Origin of the sequence: Microbacterium sp. SORGH_AS_0969, from assembly GCF_030818255.1 — a bacterium.
In the GTDB taxonomy this organism is placed as follows: Bacteria; Actinomycetota; Actinomycetes; order Actinomycetales; family Microbacteriaceae; genus Microbacterium.
Genome location: NZ_JAUTAG010000001.1, coordinates 600,556 through 620,293 on the forward strand (window position 1 = coordinate 600,556; position 19,738 = coordinate 620,293).

Below are 19,738 nucleotides of genomic sequence, written 5' to 3' on the forward strand. Positions count from 1 at the left end.
GCTTACTTACCAGCCTTTCCGGCCTTGCGGCGGACGACCTCGCCCGCGTAGCGCACACCCTTGCCCTTGTAGGGCTCGGGCTTGCGGATCTTGCGGATGTTGGCGGCGGCCTCGCCGACGGCCTGCTTGTCGATGCCGCTCACGGTGAGCTTGTTGTTGCCTTCGACCGTGAGGGTGATCCCGGCGGGCGGGTCGATGAGCACGGGGTGCGAGAAGCCGAGGGCGAACTCGACCGAGCTGCCCTTCTGCGCCACGCGGTAACCCGTACCGACGACCTCGAGGCCCTTGGTGTAGCCCTGGGTGACACCGATGATGTTGTTGTTGATGAGCGTGCGGGTCAGGCCGTGGAGCGACCGCGACTCGCGCTCGTCGTCGGGGCGGGTGACGAGAACCTGGTTCTCCTCGACCGACACCTCGAGGGGCTGCGCAACGGTGAGCGCGAGCTCGCCCTTGGGGCCCTTGACGGAGACCTCCCGGCCGTTCACCGTGACGGTGACTCCGGCGGGGATGTCGATGGGAAGACGTCCGATACGCGACATGTCAGATCACCACACGTAGGCGAGGACTTCCCCGCCGACGCCCTTCTGCTCGGCCTGACGGTCGGTGAGGAGACCGGAGGAGGTGGACAGGATGGCGACGCCGAGCCCGCCGAGGACCGTGGGGACCTCGGTCGACTTCGCGTACACGCGGAGGCCGGGCTTCGAGACGCGCTTGATGCCGGCGATGGACCGCTCGCGGTTCGGGCCGTACTTCAGCGTCATGTTGAGGGTCTGGCCGACACGGGCGTCTTCGACGTTCCAGTCAGCGATGTAACCCTCCTGCTTGAGGATTTCGGCGATGTTGGTCTTGAGCTTCGAGCTCGGCATCGACACGGAGTCGTGGTGCGCCGAGTTCGCGTTGCGCAGACGGGTCAGCATGTCTGCGACCGGGTCTGTCATCGTCATGTGTTGCTTCTTTCGTTCATGAGGTTTCGCCTGCCGTTACACGACAGGCGACCTTCGATGATGGGCCCCCGGAAACCCGGGGGCCCAAGGGGTCAGGCCTGAGCGTCGGCCGACTGGAACGGGAAGCCGAGCTGGCGCAGCAGCGAACGGCCCTCGTCGTCGGTCTTGGCCGTGGTGACGATCGTGATGTCGAAACCACGGACACGGTCGATGCGGTCCTGGTCGATCTCGTGGAACACGGACTGCTCCTGGAGACCGAAGGTGTAGTTGCCGTTGCCGTCGAACTGCTTGGGCGACAGGCCGCGGAAGTCGCGGATGCGCGGCAGAGCGAGGTTAACGAGGCGGTCGACGAACTCCCACGCGCGGTCACCGCGGAGGGTGACGTGCGCGCCGATGGCCTGGCCTTCGCGCAGCTTGAACTGGGCGATCGACTTGCGGGCCTTGGTGACGACCGGCTTCTGACCGGTGATCTTGGTGAGGTCGTCGACCGCACCATCGATCACCTTGCTGTCACGAGCGGCCTCGCCGACACCGGTGTTCACGACGACCTTGACCAGGCCGGGGATCTGCATGACGTTCTCGTAGCCGAACTCGTCCTGCAGCGCCTTCTTGATCTCGGCGTTGTACTTCTGCTTGAGGCGGGGCTGGATCTTGCCAGTCTCCGCGGCAGTCACGGTGCTCATGTTCAGAGGTCCTTGCCTGACTTCTTCGCGAAGCGCACGCGGACGGTGCGCTTGACGCCGTCCTTGACCTGCTCCTCGACCCGGTGGCCGACGCGGGTCGGCTTCTTGGTCGAGGGGTCGACGATCGCGACGTTGGAGATGTGGATCGGGGCCTCGAACGTCTCGATGCCACCGGTCTTGGTGCCGCGCTGGGACTGGCCCACGCGGTTGTGCATGGTGACGTAGTTCACGCCCTCGACGATGACGCGGTTCTGCTCGGGAAGGACCTCGAGGACCTTGCCCTGCTTGCCGCGGTCGCCGCCGCGCTCGGGCTTGGCGCCCGAGATGACCTGAACGAGGTCACCCTTCTTGATTTTCGCCATGATCAGATGACCTCCGGGGCGAGCGAGACGATCTTCATGAACTTCTTGTCACGAAGCTCACGACCGACCGGTCCGAAGATGCGGGTGCCGCGGGGCTCCCCGTCGTTCTTCAGGATCACGGCGGCGTTCTCGTCGAACTTGATGTACGAGCCGTCGGGACGGCGGGTCTGCTTGACGACGCGGACGACGACGGCCTTGACCACGTCGCCCTTCTTGACGTTTCCACCCGGGATCGCGTCCTTGACCGTGGCGACGATGACGTCGCCCAGGCCGGCGTAGCGACGGTTGGAGCCGCCGAGCACGCGGATGGTGAGCAGCTCCTTGGCGCCGGTGTTGTCGGCGACCTTCAGCCGGGATTCGTTCTGAATCACTTTTTACTCCTTGGGTTCCAAGCAAGCCGCGAGGCTTACTTGGCCTTCTCGAGGATCTCGACCAGACGCCAGCGCTTGGTGGCGCTGAGCGGACGGGTCTCGTTGATGACGACGAGGTCGCCGATGCCCGCCGAGTTGGTCTCGTCGTGCGCCTTGACCTTCGAGGTGCGACGGATGACCTTGCCGTAGAGCGGGTGCTTCACGCGGTCCTCGACCTCGACGACGATCGTCTTGTCCATCTTGTCGCTGACGACGTAGCCACGACGCGCCTTGCGGTAACCGCGGGCGTTCTCGTCACGGACATCGTGTTCGGCGTGCTCGTGACCGGCGACCTGCGCCTCGGCCTTCTTCGCGGTAGCCATTACTCCGCCTCTTCCTTCGCGGCGTCGTCAGCGGCATCCGCCTTCTTCGCCTTGCTCTTCTTCGCCTTCGTCGCCTCGACCGGAGCCGGGGTGGCGCGGATGCCGAGCTCGCGCTCACGGATCACCGTGTACAGACGCGCGATGTCGCGCTTGACTGCACGGATGCGGCCGTGGCTCTCGAGCTGGCCGGTGGCCGACTGGAAGCGCAGGTTGAACAGCTCTTCCTTGGCCTTGCGCAGCTCCTCGACGAGGCGCTGGTCTTCGAACGTGTCGAGCTCGCTCGGGGCGAGCTGCTTGGTGCCGATCGCCATTACGCGTCGCCCTCCTCGCGCTTGATGATGCGTGCCTTCAGCGGCAGCTTGTGGATGGCACGGGTCAGTGCTTCACGAGCGAGTTCCTCGTTGACACCGGCGACCTCGAAGAGGACGCGACCCGGCTTGACGTTCGCAACCCACCACTCGGGCGAGCCCTTACCGGAACCCATGCGGGTTTCGGCCGGCTTCTTGGTGAGCGGACGGTCGGGGTAGATGTTGATCCACACCTTTCCGCCACGCTTGATGTGACGCGTCATGGCGATACGAGCGGACTCGATCTGACGGTTGGTCACGTAAGCGGGGGTGAGCGCCTGGATCCCGAACTCACCGAACGACACCGTGGTGCCACCGGTGGCCTGGCCCGAACGGCCCGGGTGGTGCTGCTTGCGGTACTTGACCTTGCGGGGGATGAGCATTACGCCGACGCTCCTTCTGCCACGGGGGCCTCGTTGCGCGGGCCACGACGACGGTCGCCACCGCGGTCGTCACGACCGCGCGACTTGGGCGCGTTGGCCTGCTCGCGGGCGAGCTCCTTGTTGGTGAGGTCGCCCTTGTAGATCCAGACCTTCACGCCGATGCGGCCGAAGGTCGTCTTGGCCTCGTAGAAGCCGTAGTCGATGTTCGCGCGGAGCGTGTGCAGGGGCACCCGGCCTTCGCGGTAGAACTCTGAACGGCTCATCTCGGCGCCGCCGAGGCGGCCCGACACCTGGATGCGGACACCCTTGGCGCCGGCGCGCTGTGCGCCCTGCAGGCCCTTGCGCATCGCGCGGCGGAACGCCACGCGAGCGGTGAGCTGCTCAGCCACACCCTGCGCGACCAGCTGAGCGTCGGCCTCGGGGTTCTTGACCTCGAGGATGTTCAGCTGGATCTGCTTGCCGGTGAGCTTCTCGAGGTCGGCGCGGATGCGCTCGGCCTCGGCGCCGCGGCGACCGATCACGATGCCCGGACGGGCGGTGTGGATGTCGACGCGGACGCGGTCACGCGTGCGCTCGATCTCGATGTTGCTGACACCGGCGCGGTCGAGCGACGTGGTCAGCAGGCGACGGATCTTGATGTCCTCGGCGAGGTAGTCGGCGTAGCGCTGACCGGCCTTCGTCGAGTCCGAGAACCACCGCGACACGTGGTCGGTGGTGATGCCGAGGCGGAAGCCGTACGGGTTGACCTTCTGTCCCATTACTTGCTCGCCTTCTTGTTGGCGCGAGCCGGGGCCGCCTCAGCGGTCTCGGGCGTCGCGAGCACGACCGTGATGTGGCTCGTGCGCTTCTTGATCTGGAAGGCGCGACCCTGAGCGCGGGGCTGGAAACGCTTCAGCGTCGTGCCCTCGTCGACGTACGCGTTCTTCACGTACAGGTCAGCGTCATCCAGGTACTCGTTCGTCTTGTCGGCCGTGACGCGAGCGTTCGCGATGGCCGAGGCGACGAGCTTGTAGATCGGCTCGCTCGCGCCCTGGGGCGCGAACTTCAGGATGGCAAGGGCCTCTTCGGCCTGCTTGCCCTTGATGAGAGCGACGACACGACGAGCCTTCTGAGGGGTCACGCGGATGTGTCGCACGCGTGCGATGGACTCCACCATTTCTCTCTCCTCTTGCGCCCCCGCGTCAGCGGCGGCGGCCCTTCTTGTCGTCCTTCACGTGGCCGCGGAAGGTGCGGGTAGGCGAGAACTCGCCCAGCTTGTGGCCGACCATGGTCTCGGTCACGAACACGGGGATGTGCTTGCGACCGTCGTGCACGGCGATGGTGTGTCCCAGCATGGCGGGGATGATCATCGAACGGCGCGACCAGGTCTTGATGACGTTCTTCGAACCGGCTTCGTTCTGCGAGACGACCTTGCGAAGCAGGTGCTCGTCGACGAAGGGGCCCTTCTTAAGGCTGCGAGGCATCTTCCTCTACTCCTACTTGCGCTTCTTGCCGGCGGTACGACGGCGGACGATGAGCTTGTCGCTCTCCTTGTTCGCGTGACGGGTGCGGCCCTCGGCCTTGCCCCACGGCGAAACAGGGTGACGACCACCGGAGGTCTTACCCTCACCACCACCGTGCGGGTGGTCGACCGGGTTCATGGCGACACCACGCACGGTCGGGCGGACGCCCTTCCAACGCATGCGGCCGGCCTTGCCCCAGTTGATGTTCGACTGCTCGGCGTTGCCGACCTCGCCGATCGTCGCGCGGCAGCGCACGTCGACGTTGCGGATCTCGCCGGAGGGCAGACGCAGCTGCGCGTACGGGCCGTCCTTGGCGACCAGACGCACCGAGGCGCCGGCCGAACGGGCCATCTTCGCACCGCCACCGGGACGGAGCTCGATCGCGTGGATCACGGTACCCGTGGGGATGTTACGCAGCGGCAGGTTGTTGCCGGGCTTGATGTCAGCGCCGGCACCCGACTCGACGACGTCACCCTGCGACAGCTTCGCCGGAGCGAGGATGTAGCGCTTCTCGCCGTCTGCGTAGTGCAGCAGGGCGATGCGCGCGGTGCGGTTGGGGTCGTACTCGATGTGCGCGACCTTGGCGTCGATGCCGTCCTTGTCGTTACGACGGAAGTCGATCAGACGGTACTGACGCTTGTGGCCACCACCGATGTGACGCGTGGTGATGCGGCCCTGGTTGTTGCGGCCACCGGTCTTCGACAGCGGGCGCAGCAGCGACTTCTCGGGCGTCGATCGGGTGATCTCGGCGAAGTCGGCCACCGACGAGCCGCGGCGACCGGGGGTCGTGGGCTTGTACTTGCGAATAGCCATTGTTCTTGTCCTCTATCCCGACCGTCAGCCGACAGACGTGAAGATGTCGATGGTGCCGGACTTCAGCGTGACGATGGCACGCTTGGTGTCCTTGCGCTTGCCGATGCCAAAGCGGGTCCGACGGGCCTTGCCCGCGCGGTTCAGCGTGTTCACCGAAGCGACCTTGACGCCGAAGATCTTCTCGATCGCGAGCTTGATCTCGGTCTTCGACGAACGGGGGTCCACCAGGAAGGTGTACTTGCCCTCGTCGATGAGCGAGTAGCTCTTCTCGGAGACGACCGGCTTCAGGATGATGTCGCGCGGGTCCTTGTTGACGGCGGTCATGCCGAGACCTCCTCGGTGGCGCCCGACTTCGACGCGACGAAGGCGTCGTAGGCGGCCTTGGTGAAGACGATGTCGTCGGAGACGAGCACGTCGTAGGCGTTCAGCTGGCCGAAGGTCAGCACGTGGACGTACGCGAGGTTGCGCACGCTCTTGATCGTCAGCTCGTCGTCGCGGTCGATGACCACGAGAACGTTCTTGACGGCACCGAGGCCGGTCAGCACCGCGGCGGCAGCCTTGGTCGAGGGCGCACCCTCGATGCCGAAGCTGTCGACGATGTGCAGGCGCTGGCCACGAGCACGGTCGCTGAGCGCACCCAGGAGGGCGGCGGCGATCATCTTCTTGGGGGTGCGCTGGCCGTAGTCGCGCGGCTTGGGGCCGTGGACGATGCCACCACCGGTCATGTGCGGCGCGCGGATCGAGCCCTGACGGGCGTTACCGGTGCCCTTCTGCTTGAAGGGCTTGCGGCCGGCACCCGAGACCTCGCCACGACGCTTGGTCGAGTGCGTGCCCTGGCGAGCCGCGGCGCGCTGCGCCACGACGACCTGGTGGATGAGGGGGATGTTCGTCTTGACGTCGAAGATGTCGGCGGGCAGCTCCACGGAGCCGGCCTTCTTGCCGTCGACCTTCAGGACGTCGAGCGCGAGAGTCGAGTCAGCCATGAGATCAGGCACCCTTCACTGCGTTGCGGACGTAGACGATGCGGCCACGAGCACCGGGGACGGCGCCCTTGACGAGCATCAGACCCTTCTCGGCGTCGACGGCGTGCACCGTGAGGTTGAGGACGGTCACGCGCTCGCCACCCATACGGCCGGCCATGCGCATGCCCTTGAACACGCGGCTCGGGGTCGACGAGGCGCCGATCGAGCCGGGCTTGCGGTGGTTGCGGTGCGCACCGTGCGAAGCGGACACACCCTTGAAGTTGTGGCGCTTCATGACACCCGCGGTGCCCTTGCCCTTGCTGGTGCCGACGACGTCGACCAGCTGGCCGGCCTCGAAGAGACCGTCGACGGTGAGCTCCTGACCGAGCGAGTAGTCCGCGGCATCCGCGGTACGAACCTCGGTGAGGTGACGGCGGGGGGTGACGCCCGCGGCCTCGAAGTGGGCCGTGAGGGGCTTGTTCACCTTGCGGGGGTCGATCTGGCCGTAGCCGATCTGCACGGCGTTGTAGCCGTCCTTCTCGACCGAGCGGAGCTGGGTCACGACGTTCGGAGCGACCTCGATGACGGTGACGGGAACGAGCTTGCCGTTCTCGTCCCACACCTGGGTCATGCCGAGCTTCGTGCCGAGGAGGCCCTTGGAGATCTTGGAGTTGATGTCAGCCATGTCGAACCTCAGAGCTTGATCTCGATGTTGACATCGGGCCGGGAGGTCGAGGCGCATCAGCGAGTCGACGGCCTTGGGCGTCGGGTCGATGATGTCGATGAGGCGCTTGTGGGTGCGCATCTCGAAGTGCTCGCGGCTGTCCTTGTACTTGTGGGGCGACCGGATAACGCACACGACGTTCTTCTCGGTCGGCAGGGGAACCGGGCCCACCACGGTGGCGCCGGCACGGGTCACGGTGTCGACGATCTTGCGCGCCGACGAGTCGAGCCCGGCGTGGTCGTACGACTTCAGGCGAATGCGGATCTTCTGTCCCGCCATTGTCTGCTCTCTCTCTTTCTCGCGTCTTACCCGACCTGGGGCATTGGACGCACGGTGGTGCTGACGCACCCTGGCACTTCCCCTCGCTTGCGCGAGAGATGCTGCACCGCTGTTCAGCTGTCAAACCGGATGCCATGGCATCCGGCCCGCCCCTCGCACGCACGCGCGCGAATCCCGTGAAGGAAGAGGGGGTTCGGTGTGGTGTTCTGCTGCCCGCGGCCCAGGACCCTGCGCTCACGCGCCGCCTGTGCACTGCCCTGACAGTGATCCTGGCGCGCGCCGAGCGCACGCCGGAATGTGGAACTGGACTAGTCTACGGACCCGTCGGGCGTGTCGCAAACCCGGGCGTGTCGCGCGCGGCATATCCTCAGCATCGCTCGCCTGGCCGCCGGTGCGTGCGGTGCTTCCTATGGGGGTGAACCGCTCGGAGCACGCGGTTCTCCGAGCGGCAATGCACCCATCTCCTGCCTACCATGTCGGCGCCCGCGGATGCCCCGCGCGGCTGGCGACTCCGATTGGTGGCAGGCACATGAGCGCACGTGATCCAGGCGCGCGACCGACGGGCACCCGCCTGCGCCGCATCCTCCGCTCCCCCGTCCTGCACCTCGTCGCAGCACTGTTCACGCTCGCTCTTCTGCAGGCGTTCGTCGTCAAACCGTTCCAGGTGCCGTCCGAATCGATGTCCCCGACCCTCGAGGCGGGTGATCGCATCCTGGCCGACCGGATCAGCCTCATCGCATCCGATCCTCGCCCGGGCGACGTCGTCGTGTTCTCTCGCCCCGAGGCATGGGAGACGGATGCCACGGCGCCGAGCCCGCTCCGTCGGGCGGTGGGCTGGGTCGGAGATCTCGTGGGCTTCGGTCCGAGCAATCTCGATGCGCTCGTGAAACGGGTCATCGGCGAGCCCGGGACGACTGTGCAGTGCTGCACGGCGGATGGCCGGGTCGAAGTGAACGGGACCGCGCTCGACGAGGACTACGTCCGCAACGACCTCGCCTTCGCCCCCGGGCAGCTGGATTGCGACAGCGTCCCGGCTTCGTCGCGGTGCTTCGGCCCCGTCACCGTCCCCGACGGCTCCTATCTCGTCATGGGCGACAACCGGGCGAGTTCGTCGGATTCGGTGGTGAAGTGCCGCGGCACGACGTCGACCGACGGATGCGCGCGCTTCGTGCCTCGCGATCAGGTCATCGGGACCGTCTTCGCGATCGTCTGGCCGCTAGACCGGCTTTTCTCCCCACTCGACTGAGATGCCGAAGCGGCGCCGCCCGTACCCGGGGCGGCGCCGCTTCGTGTGGCTTCGGAGTCAGTCGTTGCCGATGTGCTTGTCGACGTTCTGACGCACCTCGTCGACCTTCGCGTGCTGCTCCCCCGGCACGACCTTCTTGATGGCATCCGCCGCGCCGTCGAGGATCTTGTCGCTGACTTCTTCGGCTTTCTCGCTCTTCAGCGCCTCTTCGATCTTGTCGCGATTCTCATCGAGCAGCTTCTTGCCCTTGTTGATGATGTCGTCCACGCCCATGCGCGTCTCCCTTCAGGACCGGTGCCGGCGGGGATGCCGACGAGGTTGCGGTTCATTGTCGGGCGGGCGCGGAGCGGAAGGGAAGGGGTTGCCGAAGCGAAGTGACCTCGTGGATCAGCCCGCAAATCCTGCAAGGAAGGGGTCACACGACGCGTCGATCGTCACGGGCGTGTCGTTTGCCGTCGGCGTGTGACGCAGGTCGAGCGGACCCAGCGGCCCCGCCGGCAACTGCACCGTGTACGAGATCGTCCGGTTCTCGTTCTGACCGAGCGTGACCATCCGGCTCTCGCCCGTGTTGTTGTCTTCGACGCCACTGCGTGAGAGCGACGGGATGTCGCCGTCACCCGGGTCCATCGCGGTGATCGTCGCCCCCGGAGGGGCGAAGAAGAGCGCGTTGAGCATCATCGTGGTCTTCGGCAGACCGTAGTCACTGTTCCGGAACCCGAGGGTGTAGGCATTGGTGATGTCATCGGTGATGCCGTTGTGCATGTTCATCGAGACGTTCACCGTGCGATCAGCCGCGTTGCACGTGGCAGAGACATCAGTGGTCAGGTGGTACTCGAGCTTCCCGATCGAGAAGTCGTTCAAGTAGATCCCGAGCTGCGTCGAGGTCGTGTTGTCGGGACGCAGTCCCCCATCGAGCCCCACCTCCGTCACGAGCGCCTGGGCCTGCTCATCCGTGAACCAGAGATTGATGCGTTGTTCCTGCGCGCTCCGCGTCAGCTGATCGAACATGGCGATGGGGTTCCACTGGCCTCCCGCGAGGCGGGAGAAAACGGTGGACGACACCATCGCGAAGAACTCGTCGGACGAACGCCCATTATCACCGGCATCCCCAAAGCGCTGATAGGCGTCACTCAGCAGGAGTTTGACGGCGTTCTCAGAGGTGATCTGCTCGCCCGTCGGCAGATCGACCGGCCCGAGCACCTCGAGCATGTGCGCGAGTACGACCGGATCGATCGACATCACGCCGTCGAACTGCGAACCGTCGGTTCGCTTCCACAACGATTCGAACAGTCGCGCCGTCGTCGGGAAGTCGGGGGTGAAGGTGTAGTCCTGCGAGTAACGCGTGAACGTGTCGGGGTAGAGGGCCAGAGTGCTCTCCGGAAGGTCCAGCACGGAGCGCCCGGCCTGACCCGCCGCGTAGAAGGCCATCGAATCGGACTGCTCTTTGAGCTCGATTCGCCCGTTGTCCACCACCATCACGCTGGATGCAGCAGGATTGCCGCCGGTCGCCCGGATCTCGGCGTTGTTCTGGAACACCACCAGGTACGTCTTCGGGCCGTCCCCGCCCGCTGCGGCAAGCAGAGACGGGAGGTACTTCTGGACCAGGGTGAGCGAGGGAGCCGCCTGATCGACGATCTGCGCCACCTGGTCGAGCGGCTCGGTGACGATCGGGAGCAGGTTGGCCCGGTCGATACCGTCGGTGACCGTCTTGGCATCCGTGAAGGCGCTCGTGATCTCCGGAAGAGCGCCCTCCGCCTGCCGGAACGGCTCGAGATTGATACCCCCACCCTCGACGGCGAGAGAAGAGAAGTCGGATGCCGACAGCAGAGCGACCGTCGGCGGCAGGGCGCGGCCGGTGAGGTCGCGCGTCATCGCCGTGAGTTCCTGGACCGCCTGGGTGTTGTCCTTCACGAGAGGGATAGACGACGCCAGGTCCCACAGGGGGCCCGAGGATCCGGCATCCGCGCGTTCCGTCATCTGGAGCACTTCACCGGAGACCTGATTCAGCCCGTTGATGTCTCGGTTGGCCACGATCTGCGGAACGAAGGACAGCTTGGTCTGCGCTCCGAGGAGGTCGGTGCGCACGACGCCCGCCTGCTGCATGAACGCCAGCGCCACCGCACCGACTGCGCATGCGGCGAAGGCGAGGACGCCGAGCGTCCACCCTGCGATCGTTCCGACGATCCTGCCCGGACCGGGTGCGACCGGCTCCGCCGACTCCTGACGTCGGCGGCGACGCGTCTGATCGTCGGGGTGCGACGTCATGTGGTGCCACCTTCGATCGGGGCGGTGGGGTCGGGATTCGGAACGGACGGCACCGTCGGCTCGGGGTCGGGCGTCGGCTCCGGCTGCGAAGGCTCCGGTGACGGTTCGGGGTCCGGGGAAGGAGCCGGCTGAGAGGGTTGCGGCGCGGGCGATCCGGGATCGGAGGAATCGGAGTCCGTGTCGCCGCCGTTGCCGGTTCCCCCGATGGGAGCGGTCGGCCGGCTGGGCGTGTTCTCTCGCTCCGCCTCTTCGAGGGCGACGATGCGCGCGTTCTCGGCGCGCAGCGCATCCACGGCCGCGGCGTACGCCGGCATCTCCGCGAGGCCGTCACCGCCGGCCCGCTGCGCCGTCACCACCCGCGCGGCAGCATCTGTGACCGCTGTCCGGAAGCTCGAGCCCGCCGAGTCGTTCTCGACGACGAGCTTGGAGGCCTCCGACTCGATCGCCGTGCCCAAGGACTGCAGTTGCGCCCGGTAGCCCGAGATGGCAGAGACGATCGTCGAGCGCGCATCCCGAGCATCGGTGATCAGCGCAGGGAGTTCGTCGCGCGAAAGCCGCACGTTGTCGATGGCTTTGCCCACATCGGCGAGGTCCTTCTCGTCGATCTGGGCACGCTGATAAGCGGGCACGGAGATCGTCACTGCGGAGGCGGCCGCAGCAGCCAGGGTGCCGCGGGCGCTTTCGACGGAACCGAGAACCGAACCATCGACGCGCCCGCTGAGTCCCGCCAGGACCGGAGCGCTCGCGTCTGCGAGCGAAGCCGCCTCTTCGACAGAACTGTCGAAGAGATCCGCCGCCGTCTGGAGCACCTTCGTCTCGTTCGCCAATTCGGCTTCGCGTTCCCTCAAGCTGATCATCGCGTCGTCGGCGGGGTTGGCCGTCGCCCGCTGGATGAAGGCGAACGACGTTGTCACCACCAGCGCCACCACGGCGAGGGTCGCCGCTGCGACACTCAAGTAGTTGACCGCCCCCGCCTTCCGGCGGCCTCCGAAGAGGGGGCGGGCACCCACCTGGGCGAGTTCGGGGGCTCGCCAGCCCTCGCTGTCGACAACCTGTCGCGTCGGTGCGCCCACGAGTGCGGACAGGTCCTTACTCTCGACCGCGGCGTCTCGAGATTCCGCAGCCCCGACGAGTGCAGAGAGCGCGGGCGCCGCTGTTGCACTCGAGTCGTGTCGTTCGGCCGGGCCGAGAAGAACGGAAAGGTCTGGTGGCGCCGTCGCCGGCTCCGCAGACGCGTCGCCCACAAGGTCGCGGAGGTTGTCTTTCGGAACCGGGCGAACAGTTTCATGGGTAGACGGTCCCACCAGAGCCCGAATCGTTTCTGATCCCGTCGACGGACTTTCACCATGCGTCTGAACTGCGCCGGGTTCCGCGTTCGGCCATAGCAGGGTTCGCAGGTCGGTCATGGCGTCTCCTGGGCACCATTTCCGGTGCCGTTCTTGGAATGTCGTAGGGTAGTCGAGGGGGCGCCGTGAGGGCGCGGATCGCCTTGGGAAACAATAACCCGAGAATCTGCGTGATCCAGCCGGGCACCCGCTCATCTACCGATAGGCGAATGGACGAGGCTTGGAACTGCGCGACTATCTTCGAATCCTTCACCGCAACTGGATTCTCATCCTTGCGTTGACGGTTCTCGGCGGTGCGGGAGCCTTTGGCTATTCGCTTCTCCAGACACCGACGTATGAGGCGAACACGCAGTTGTACGTCTCCGTCCGATCGGACAGCTCCGGAGTGAGCGAACTCGCGCAGGGCACCAACTTCGCCCGGCAGGCTGTCGTCAGCTTCGTGGACGTCGTCGACAGTGCCGTTGTTCTCGACCGCGTCATCGACGACCTGAACCTCAATCGCACCGCCCAGCAGCTCGCGAGCTCGATCGAAGCATCTTCTCCCACGAATTCCGTCATCATCTCAATTCGCGTTTCGGATACAGATGCAGAAACGGCCGCCGCCATCGCCAATTCCGTCGGTTCGAATTTCGCCGATGTTGTCGTGAACCGACTCGAGAAGCCGGAAGGCGAGGCAGCCAGCCTCGTCCGTGTCGAAACGATCGCGCCCGCTCTCGTCCCCACGTCGCCGTCGTCACCGCATGTCGCGCTGAACGTCGCGCTGGGTGTGTTGCTCGGCCTCGCGCTGGGCTTGGGTATCGCCATCCTCCGCTCCGTGCTCGACACGCGCATCCACTCGCTGCACGACATCGAAGCCGCGACCGAATCTCCGGTGCTCGGTGGGATCGCCCTCGACCCGGACGCCAAGAAGCGTCCCCTCATCGTGCATGCCGACCCTCGCAACCCTCGCGCCGAGTCGTTCCGCAGCTTGCGTACCAACCTTCAGTTCATCGATGTGGACGGCACCTCGCGCTCGTTCGTCGTGTCGAGCGCCGGACCGGGCGAAGGAAAGTCCACGACGACGGCCAACCTGGCCATCGCTCTCGCCGAGACAGGTGCCCGCGTCGTTCTCGTGGACGGCGATCTTCGCCTGCCGCGCGTCGCTGACTACATGGGCATCGAGGGAGGCGTCGGCCTCACAGACGTCCTCATCGGACGCGCGGAACTGGTGGACGTGCTCCAGCAGTGGGGCACGGGAAAACTGTTCGTGCTGCCATCCGGTCGGACACCCCCCAACCCGTCGGAGTTGCTGGGAAGCCAGGCGATGCAGCGCACCCTGGCCGCTCTGGCCGACGCGTTCGACTACGTCCTCGTCGACGCTCCTCCCCTCCTGCTGGTCACCGACGCTGCGGTCATCTCGCGGTTCACCAGCGGCGTCTTGATGGTCGCCGCCTCCGGCACGACGAAGAAGCCCCAGCTCACCGCGGCCGTCGAGAAGTTGCAAGCAATCGGGAGCCGCCTCTTCGGCGTCATCGTGACGATGCTGCCTTCCAAGGGACCGGACAGCTACGGGTACGGCGCCTACTCGTACAGCGCTCCCGAGGAGCCTGCGACCGCGAGCAAGGGTGAGCGCCGGTCGCGTCGAGACAGGTCTGACGAGAAGTGACCTTCTCGGTTCTCTCGGTCTGCACCGGCAACATCTGCCGGTCCCCCGTCGCGGAGCTGCTCCTCGTTCAGGCCCTGGCCCCCCTCGGCGACGTGCACGTGGAGAGCGCCGGCACCGGTGCCCTCGTGGGCAGTGGTGTGCCGGAGCAGGCGCAGCGACTCGCCGCATCTCGTGGAATCGATGCGTCGGCCCATCGCGCACGCCAGATCGACAACGACATGATCCGCGGCGCAGACCTCATCGTCGCCATGGCGCGCGAACATCGCCGGTTGATCGTCGAGTCGCTCCCGGCCGCCATGCGCCGCACCTTCACCCTGCGTGAGCTGGCACGGATCGCTGAGTTCGTGGAACCTCGCCTGGCACAGGCCGTGATCGACTCCGGTGCGACCAACGCCGCCGATGGGATGCGCGCCGCAGTCGGTCTAGCCGCCGCACTTCGTGGCACGGTTGAGCCACCGGCAAGCCCAGAGGAATTCGACGTCGTCGACCCCTACCGTCGCTCGGATGAGACGTACGAGCGCTCGTTCGTGGAGCTGGCCCCGGCAGCAGACCGCGTGGCCGACTACCTCGGATCTGCAGCGCGCATCGCCCTCTCGCGCTGAGCTTCGGGAACGCGCGAAGCCCAGGGGTCCGGGTCAGCCCGCGTTCCGGCGCCAGAAGCGGAACCCCACGATGTCGCCCTCGAGCCGGTACGACGATGCGACGAAGGGAGCGAGTCCCTCGAAATTCGCCTCACCGTACGGGCACTCGATCGAGATCCCGCATGATTCGGGCGACTCGACGATGAGAGCCGGGGGGAAGGACGTCACGTCGGCGAGGTACTGGGCGGGGAGTCCGCCGTAACCCTGCTCGACGGGAAGCGAGTAGGTGATCGAGGTGGGTGAGAGACGTCCGGATGCCGCGAGGATCCACGTCTCCGCACCGTGCACGAGAACCCGGTCATTCGGGTTCGTCTCCGCGACGACCCTGTCGACGAGCTGCGCCTGATAGGAGCCCGCGACGAACACTCCGGATCTGGTCGCGATCCGTGCCCACTGCAGCGCGCTCGCCGATGAGCCCGCGAGGACGAGGAGGACCGCTCCCCCCGCGACGACCGCCCGGGGGAGGCTTCGGCGCCCCTCGGACGAGACGGTCGGCAACAGAGGAAGTGGAAGAAGACGAGACGCGAGAACGACCCCCGCGACGGCGAAGCCGGCGATCGCGACGACGAGGTAGTGCGGATAGGGGCGACCGGACACCATCTGGGACAGAGCGTCCAGTCCTCCCACCGCGAAGAACACCGCCACGACGAGCGGCGGCGTGCCGTCGGCGGCATCCGCTCTCCGCCCACGGGCGAGCCAGGCCCCCGCGAGCACGAGTACGGCTACCACGACGGCACCGGAGACGAGCAGCTGCGCGAGGGTGCCGAACGCGGCCAAGCGGTCAGAGGCAGTCGTCCCGCCCGAGTAGAACAGGTTGTATCGCACGTACTGGTCGATGCCGGCCCGGAGAGCGTTGCCCACCCAGAGCCACAGGACCAGACCCACCCCCACGGCGACGACGACGGCGCTCACTGCGGCGAGGAACAGCAACCGACGACGGAGGTAGACGGCGCCGACGGCCACGACCAGCACGAGTCCCACGACGTTGTTCATGCGCGTGAATAGCCCGATGGCAAGCGCGAGCCCGAGCACCAGTCCGACGGACGCGGTCGCACGGACGGACGCTTCCCGTCCGGATCGCAGTCCCAGGTGAGCAGCGGCCGAGTATGCCACGAGCTGAAGGGGGAAGAGCCAGGTCTCGGTGAAGTTGCCTCCCTCGAACACCCCGAGATAGGTGACACCGACGACGAGGACCGCCGGCACCGCCGCGTAGCCGATCATCCGGGACCAGAGCACCCCCGCGACGGCGAGACCGACGAACAGCGCGACACCCTCGAGCATCGGAGCGCCCGCGATCCCTCCGCCGAGCTTCCATGCGACGGCTTCGATCGCCGCGAGCAGCGGCCCTTTGTGATCCCACGAATCGACGTACGGCATCCCTCCCCGCGAGACCACCATCCCCGTGTAGAGGAAGACGCCGGAGTCGCGGGTCAGGTGGCCGCTGACGATCATCGGAAGGTACGCGAGAGCGCTGACGAGGAGAGCGGCTGCCGCGGCGGTAAGGCCGGCGCGGGTGAGGAATCGGGTCATGAGAGCGGCTCCCGCACCCCGACGACGTTCTTCTCCCGCCAGGTGCGGATGACGCGTCGGTCGCGGACGTGGACGGCGACGACGACCGCCCCGGCGACGGCGACGCCGATCCAACCACCGAGGGAGTTCGCGATGACGTCGTTGACGGTCGCAAAGCGTGCGGGAAGGACGAAGTACTGCACCATCTCCAGGGTTCCCGACAGCGCCGGGATCAGCGGCAGCGCCAGCCACAGGAAGCGTGTCGGGAACACGAGCGCGAGGAAGAACCCGAGGGGGACGAACATCGCGACATTCGCGGAGAACTCGAACCAGCGATACCCGAACCAGCCCGGGACGCCGTTCCGATGGAGAACCGAGAGCACCCGTTCGATCGCGGATTCGTAACCCTGGTCGATAGGAGTGGGCGACAGCGTCGCCAGAAGAACCACGACCAAGCACATCCCCAGCCCGGTGGCCGCGATCAGCAGGCGCATGATCAGCCGCGCACGGTCGCAACGGGGCGCGGCGACCGTCGCGCACGGGCGATGTCGATGCGCCAGAGCTCCGCGAGCGCGCGACCCGCGAATCGTACGAGACGACGGGGCGGGAGCATCACGCGGGATCGCCCGGTTCCCCACATCGTGCCCTGGACCACCGTCCCGCGGCGGGGGATGCTCTCGACGGCCACATAGCGGACCCGGAGGCTCTTGCGTGCTTCCGCGATCGAGAAGTGCACATGTGGGACGAGGGCGTCCGAGGGCACGCCGTCGACGAGGCGCGTGAGCGTGTCGGGGTGGTACGCGCGCAGCGGGGTGTTCACGTCGGGGACGGAACGGCCGCACAGAAGAAGAACGGCGAAGCGGACGAGCGCGCTCAGGCATCGGCGGAACCAGGGGTCCGTGCGTCCGCGGCGAACCCCGTGGACGACGTCGGAGTCCGACCGGTCCAGTGCGACGGCGACGCGAACGATGTCGTCACCGTAGAACTGCCCGTCGCCGTCGACATGAACGATGACACCGGCGCCGCTTCGCAGGCCCTCGGCGTACGCGGACAAGGCCGTGGGGCCGTGCCCACGATTGACGGGCGAACGCACGACCTCGGCGAAGGCGGAGCCCGCCTCGACGGTGTGGTCCGTCGAAGCGTCGTCCACGACGATCAGTGACACGGTCCGCCCCGCCGCCTCGAAGGAGGTCCGGATCTCCGCCAGGAAGATCGGCAGCGCCTCGGCCTCGTTGAAGGCCGGTATCACGACCGCGACATGGTCTTGCGCGTGCACCCTGGCATCCCTACTTCTCCTCGGGCTGATTTCACCCGGCATCTCCCCCGAACCTGTAGCGTATGACACTCGTGGGGCGCACCAGGAATCTTCGTCGCGCGGGCGCTCTGTCCCTGCGCTTCCTTATCGTTGGAGCGGTCAGCACCGCGATCGAGATCGCGGCGTTCAATCTGCTGATGATCGCGGGTCTCGGCCCGGTCGCGGCCAAGGTGCTCGCGTCACTCATCGCCCTCGTCAACGCGTACTTCGGCAACAGGGAGTGGGCGTTCCGTTCCCGTTCGCGCACCGGAGCCGGTCGGCAGATGGTGCGTTTCCTCCTCGTGAACGCGCTGTGCACCGGCGCCGGCGCCGGGGGCGTCTGGATCGGAGAGCGTGCGCTGGAGGCAATCTACGGGGAGGCAGGACCTGTGGGGCTGAACATCGTCAATCTCGTATCCATCGCGTTCGTCACCCTTCTCCGCTTCGCGCTCTACCACTTCTTCGTCTTCCCACCCGCCCGCCCGATTCCGGCCGCAGAACAGCGCTCCGGTAGGCTCGGCCCGTGAAGACCGCCCCCCGAGTCCTCGGAACCCTCTCGCTGCTCGCCGCGCTGGCATCAATCGGCATCCAGCTGATCGTGGTGGTGCGCCTGTGGGCGGTCTTCGTCGAGACGATCCCCCTGACCAGCACGCTGGCCCTGAGCACAGCGGGGGCGGTGCTCGGTTTGGTCCTGGCGATCGTGAGCGTCATTCTGCGTCGCGGGTCTGTGGGGCTGTTGACGCCGATCGCTGGCCTCGCGAATCTCGGCCTGCTGGCGGCATACGCCTATCTCTTCTCGGTGATCTGACGATTCCCCGTTGTGACGCGAGATTCGCCGAAACCATTTCCGGCCAGACGCCCTTGACGTCAGTAATACTCTCAGCTGCGATCCGTAGAGCATGTCGGCGACTCCGGCCCTGAGGAAGAATGTGTATCGCCGTCGAAAGGCGCAGGAATCTCGAACGCTTTTCCGGCGCGCTCACCTCCTTGAAGTGGATAGCTCGTCGACACGGTCCTCATAGGATTGGGGAGACGAGAAAGGTGGCCACGAGTGAAGGCACTTGTAACAGGTATCGCGGGCTTCGTGGGGAGCACTTTGGCGAAGCGCCTGCTGTCGGACGGCCATGAAGTCGTCGGCATCGATTCGATCACGGACTACTACGACCCCGCCATCAAGAACGCGAATCTCGACTCCATCGGTCGGGATGCCTTCACGTTCTACGAGCAGGACATCAATGAGGCCGACCTGACCCAGGTCCTCGCGGGAGTTGATGTCGTCTTCCACCAGGCGGGCCAGCCGGGCGTCCGCAGTTCGTGGGGCGACGAGTTCTCCGTCTACACGTCGGCGAATATCCTCGCCACTCAGCGCCTCCTCGAGGCTGCCAAGGTACTCGGGACCGTCAAGAAGTTCGTCTACGCGTCCTCCTCGTCGGTGTACGGCAACGCCGAGCGCTACCCGACCGAGGAGACCGATCGGCCGCAACCGATCAGCCCGTATGGGGTCACGAAGCTCGCCGCGGAACACCTCGTCAGTCTGTACGGCGTGAACTTCGGTATACCGACGGTCTCCCTGCGGTACTTCACGGTGTACGGGCCGGGGCAGCGCACGGACATGGCGTTCACCCGCTTCGTCCGCGCCGCCTGGCTGGGCGAGTCGATCTCGCTCTACGGCACGGGTGAGCAAGTCCGCGACTTCACTTTCGTGGACGACGTCGTCGAGGCCAACGTCCGCGCTGGGCTCGGGGACTCCGCACCAGGAAGCGTCTACAACGTCGCCGGCGGCAGCAACGTCTCGATGCTCGAGGTCATCGATCTCATCAACGAGATCTCAGGTCGGCCGCTCAAGGTCGACCGCTATCCGGGGGTCGCCGGAGACGTCTTCCGCACGGGCGGCAGCACCGATCGGATTCGGGAGGATCTCGGGTGGTCCGCGCGCGTCACCCTCGAGGAGGGGCTCAGACGGCACTACGCGTGGGCACAGCGGTCCTTCTCCTAGCAGCGAGAACACGGAAGAGGGGTTACCGCCACGGGCGCAACCCCTCTTCCGTCTTCGTGCGTCT

Annotated in this window: 27 protein-coding genes and 1 pseudogene; 6 read left to right on the forward strand and 22 right to left on the reverse strand. The window is 66.4% G+C overall.

The window, feature by feature from the left end; genetic code table 11:
• Positions 1 to 2: 2 nt before the first annotated feature.
• The 16 genes and pseudogenes from rplF to rpsJ form a co-directional block, all read right to left on the reverse strand.
• Complete coding sequence (gene rplF / locus QE388_RS02800) at positions 3 to 539, reverse strand: 50S ribosomal protein L6 (protein ID WP_058596240.1); 537 nt, start codon at positions 537 to 539, stop codon at positions 3 to 5.
• Between the two features lie 6 nt (positions 540 to 545).
• Positions 546 to 944 carry a 30S ribosomal protein S8 gene (gene rpsH / locus QE388_RS02805; RefSeq protein WP_058596241.1) on the reverse strand — a complete coding sequence of 133 codons (399 nt, stop codon included), beginning with the start codon at positions 942 to 944 and terminating at the stop codon, positions 546 to 548.
• Between the two features lie 92 nt (positions 945 to 1,036).
• Complete coding sequence (rplE, locus tag QE388_RS02810; protein WP_058614733.1) at positions 1,037 to 1,627, reverse strand: 50S ribosomal protein L5; 591 nt, start codon at positions 1,625 to 1,627, stop codon at positions 1,037 to 1,039.
• Between the two features lie 2 nt (positions 1,628 to 1,629).
• Complete coding sequence (gene rplX / locus QE388_RS02815; RefSeq protein ID WP_307382777.1) at positions 1,630 to 1,989, reverse strand: 50S ribosomal protein L24; 360 nt, start codon at positions 1,987 to 1,989, stop codon at positions 1,630 to 1,632.
• A 2-nt stretch (positions 1,990 to 1,991) separates the two neighbouring features.
• Positions 1,992 to 2,360, reverse strand: a complete 369-nt coding sequence (gene rplN / locus QE388_RS02820; RefSeq protein ID WP_013584005.1) for a 50S ribosomal protein L14 — start codon at positions 2,358 to 2,360, stop codon at positions 1,992 to 1,994.
• 35 nt (positions 2,361 to 2,395) lie between these two features.
• A complete protein-coding gene (rpsQ, locus tag QE388_RS02825) occupies positions 2,396 to 2,722 on the reverse strand; it encodes a 30S ribosomal protein S17 (protein ID WP_058596244.1) in 327 nt (108 codons plus the stop codon).
• Positions 2,722 to 3,033, reverse strand: coding sequence for a 50S ribosomal protein L29 (gene rpmC, locus QE388_RS02830; protein WP_013584007.1), 312 nt, complete (start codon positions 3,031 to 3,033; stop codon positions 2,722 to 2,724). Before rpmC ends, rpsQ begins: the two co-directional genes overlap by 1 nt.
• Complete coding sequence (gene rplP, locus QE388_RS02835; protein ID WP_013584008.1) at positions 3,033 to 3,452, reverse strand: 50S ribosomal protein L16; 420 nt, start codon at positions 3,450 to 3,452, stop codon at positions 3,033 to 3,035. Before rplP ends, rpmC begins: the two co-directional genes overlap by 1 nt.
• Positions 3,452 to 4,210, reverse strand: a complete 759-nt coding sequence (rpsC, locus tag QE388_RS02840) for a 30S ribosomal protein S3 (protein ID WP_013584009.1) — start codon at positions 4,208 to 4,210, stop codon at positions 3,452 to 3,454. Before rpsC ends, rplP begins: the two co-directional genes overlap by 1 nt.
• Complete coding sequence (gene rplV, locus QE388_RS02845; protein WP_013584010.1) at positions 4,210 to 4,608, reverse strand: 50S ribosomal protein L22; 399 nt, start codon at positions 4,606 to 4,608, stop codon at positions 4,210 to 4,212. Before rplV ends, rpsC begins: the two co-directional genes overlap by 1 nt.
• A 25-nt stretch (positions 4,609 to 4,633) precedes the next feature.
• Entirely contained in the window at positions 4,634 to 4,915 is a 282-nt protein-coding gene (gene rpsS / locus QE388_RS02850) for a 30S ribosomal protein S19 (RefSeq protein WP_013584011.1), read from the reverse strand.
• Positions 4,916 to 4,927: 12 nt separating this feature from the next.
• Positions 4,928 to 5,767, reverse strand: coding sequence for a 50S ribosomal protein L2 (rplB, locus tag QE388_RS02855; protein WP_013584012.1), 840 nt, complete (start codon positions 5,765 to 5,767; stop codon positions 4,928 to 4,930).
• A 24-nt stretch (positions 5,768 to 5,791) separates the two neighbouring features.
• Entirely contained in the window at positions 5,792 to 6,091 is a 300-nt protein-coding gene (rplW, locus tag QE388_RS02860; protein ID WP_058596245.1) for a 50S ribosomal protein L23, read from the reverse strand.
• Entirely contained in the window at positions 6,088 to 6,750 is a 663-nt protein-coding gene (rplD, locus tag QE388_RS02865; protein WP_058596246.1) for a 50S ribosomal protein L4, read from the reverse strand. Before rplD ends, rplW begins: the two co-directional genes overlap by 4 nt.
• A 4-nt stretch (positions 6,751 to 6,754) precedes the next feature.
• Entirely contained in the window at positions 6,755 to 7,414 is a 660-nt protein-coding gene (gene rplC / locus QE388_RS02870; protein WP_058596247.1) for a 50S ribosomal protein L3, read from the reverse strand.
• Between the two features lie 45 nt (positions 7,415 to 7,459).
• Positions 7,460 to 7,732: pseudogene (gene rpsJ / locus QE388_RS02875) on the reverse strand (30S ribosomal protein S10); the annotation flags it as partial.
• Between the two features lie 529 nt (positions 7,733 to 8,261).
• Between rpsJ and lepB the strand changes: the two are divergent.
• Positions 8,262 to 8,978, forward strand: a complete 717-nt coding sequence (lepB, locus tag QE388_RS02880) for a signal peptidase I (RefSeq protein ID WP_307382780.1) — start codon at positions 8,262 to 8,264, stop codon at positions 8,976 to 8,978.
• 57 nt (positions 8,979 to 9,035) lie between these two features.
• Here lepB and QE388_RS02885 read toward each other — a convergent pair whose 3' ends face one another.
• From QE388_RS02885 to QE388_RS02895, 3 genes are all read right to left on the reverse strand, one after another.
• Positions 9,036 to 9,251, reverse strand: a complete 216-nt coding sequence (locus QE388_RS02885; RefSeq protein WP_307382782.1) for an Rv0909 family putative TA system antitoxin — start codon at positions 9,249 to 9,251, stop codon at positions 9,036 to 9,038.
• A gap of 114 nt (positions 9,252 to 9,365) precedes the next feature.
• Positions 9,366 to 11,243 carry a DUF4012 domain-containing protein gene (locus tag QE388_RS02890; protein WP_307382783.1) on the reverse strand — a complete coding sequence of 626 codons (1,878 nt, stop codon included), beginning with the start codon at positions 11,241 to 11,243 and terminating at the stop codon, positions 9,366 to 9,368.
• On the reverse strand, positions 11,240 to 12,316 hold the full coding sequence (locus tag QE388_RS02895; protein ID WP_307382785.1) for a hypothetical protein: 1,077 nt from the start codon (positions 12,314 to 12,316) through the stop codon (positions 11,240 to 11,242). Before QE388_RS02895 ends, QE388_RS02890 begins: the two co-directional genes overlap by 4 nt.
• Before the next feature lie 493 nt (positions 12,317 to 12,809).
• Between QE388_RS02895 and QE388_RS02900 the strand changes: the two genes are divergently transcribed.
• Both QE388_RS02900 and QE388_RS02905 read left to right on the forward strand, forming a co-directional pair.
• Entirely contained in the window at positions 12,810 to 14,234 is a 1,425-nt protein-coding gene (locus QE388_RS02900) for a polysaccharide biosynthesis tyrosine autokinase (RefSeq protein WP_307382787.1), read from the forward strand.
• Positions 14,231 to 14,836, forward strand: a complete 606-nt coding sequence (locus QE388_RS02905) for a low molecular weight phosphatase family protein (protein WP_307382789.1) — start codon at positions 14,231 to 14,233, stop codon at positions 14,834 to 14,836. The genes QE388_RS02900 and QE388_RS02905 overlap by 4 nt, the downstream gene beginning before the upstream one ends.
• 33 nt (positions 14,837 to 14,869) lie before the next feature.
• Here the strand turns inward: QE388_RS02905 and QE388_RS02910 are convergent, their stop codons facing one another.
• The 3 genes from QE388_RS02910 to QE388_RS02920 are packed head-to-tail and all read right to left on the reverse strand — an operon-like array spanning position 14,870 to position 17,660.
• A complete protein-coding gene (locus QE388_RS02910) occupies positions 14,870 to 16,405 on the reverse strand; it encodes a hypothetical protein (protein WP_307382791.1) in 1,536 nt (511 codons plus the stop codon).
• Positions 16,402 to 16,878 (reverse strand): VanZ family protein, encoded by a 477-nt coding sequence (locus QE388_RS02915; RefSeq protein ID WP_307382793.1) that lies wholly within the window; start codon positions 16,876 to 16,878, stop codon positions 16,402 to 16,404. The genes QE388_RS02910 and QE388_RS02915 overlap by 4 nt, the downstream gene beginning before the upstream one ends.
• Positions 16,879 to 16,880: 2 nt before the next feature.
• Positions 16,881 to 17,660 carry a glycosyltransferase family 2 protein gene (locus QE388_RS02920; protein ID WP_058614741.1) on the reverse strand — a complete coding sequence of 260 codons (780 nt, stop codon included), beginning with the start codon at positions 17,658 to 17,660 and terminating at the stop codon, positions 16,881 to 16,883.
• Positions 17,661 to 17,722: 62 nt separating this feature from the next.
• Here QE388_RS02920 and QE388_RS02925 point away from each other — a divergent pair, with 62 nt between their 5' ends.
• The 3 genes from QE388_RS02925 (at position 17,723) to QE388_RS02935 (ending at position 19,674) form a co-directional block, all read left to right on the forward strand.
• Entirely contained in the window at positions 17,723 to 18,205 is a 483-nt protein-coding gene (locus QE388_RS02925) for a GtrA family protein (RefSeq protein WP_275797928.1), read from the forward strand.
• Positions 18,202 to 18,486, forward strand: a complete 285-nt coding sequence (locus tag QE388_RS02930) for a hypothetical protein (protein WP_307382795.1) — start codon at positions 18,202 to 18,204, stop codon at positions 18,484 to 18,486. The genes QE388_RS02925 and QE388_RS02930 overlap by 4 nt, the downstream gene beginning before the upstream one ends.
• A gap of 243 nt (positions 18,487 to 18,729) precedes the next feature.
• Complete coding sequence (locus QE388_RS02935) at positions 18,730 to 19,674, forward strand: NAD-dependent epimerase/dehydratase family protein (RefSeq protein WP_307382797.1); 945 nt, start codon at positions 18,730 to 18,732, stop codon at positions 19,672 to 19,674.
• The last annotated feature ends 64 nt before the right edge of the window (positions 19,675 to 19,738 follow it).